The following is a 694-nucleotide window of genomic DNA, read 5'->3' as shown; positions in this document are numbered from 1 at the left end:
GCTTTTGACTGGGCCGCATTCCGGCTGTTCAAAAGTGACCCGCTGTAAGAGCGGAATCCTAGGTGGTCGTTACCTAAATAACGGATATGTACCGCGACCCACCCCCCGCAACTCCCTGGTGAAATAACGGCTCGGTACCTCACCCAACACACGCTTGAACACCGTGGCAAACGCACTCGGGCTGCTATACCCCAGATCCAGCGCCACCCTGGTCACCGGTTCCCCATTGCCCAGCCGCACAATCGCCGCCAGCAAACAGGCTTGCTGGCGCCATTGCAGATAACTGATCCCCGTGGCCTGGCGGAACTGGCGGGTAAACGTCCGGCGGCTCATACCCGCGCCGAGGGCCATGGCATCAATGCCGATTTCCAACGAAGGCCCGGCCAGGAACTCTTCGCAGGCCTTCGCCAATCGAGGCTCGGCCGGCAACGGCGCACACAGCGGCAGCACCGGCATCCGGGCGATCTCGTGCAGCAGCAAGCCCATCAAATAGCTGTCGCGGCCACCCATCGCGTAACGCGCAGGTACCTCGACGGCCTTCTCCAGCAACTGCCCAAGCAGCGGCGACACATCCAGCACCTGGCACTGTTGCGGCAACTCCAGCCGCCGCGCCGCCTGCGGGCGAATGTAGGTGTTGAGCATCGTCACCGGCCCGCGCATCAGCATGGCGTGGGACACATGCGGCGGCACCCAG

Annotated in this window: 1 protein-coding gene; it reads right to left on the bottom strand. The window is 63.5% G+C overall.

The genetic code is table 11. From position 1 onward, the window contains the following. Window positions 1-69 precede the first annotated feature (69 nt). A partial coding sequence (locus HX846_RS32300; RefSeq protein ID WP_178966959.1) for an AraC family transcriptional regulator occupies window positions 70-694 on the bottom strand: 625 nt, incomplete at its 5' end.

Source organism: Pseudomonas sp. K5002, assembly GCF_013386655.1.
In the GTDB taxonomy this organism is placed as follows: domain Bacteria; phylum Pseudomonadota; class Gammaproteobacteria; order Pseudomonadales; family Pseudomonadaceae; genus Aquipseudomonas.
Note: the sequence above shows the minus strand (reverse complement) of the source record. Positions and strands in the feature narration are given on the sequence as shown.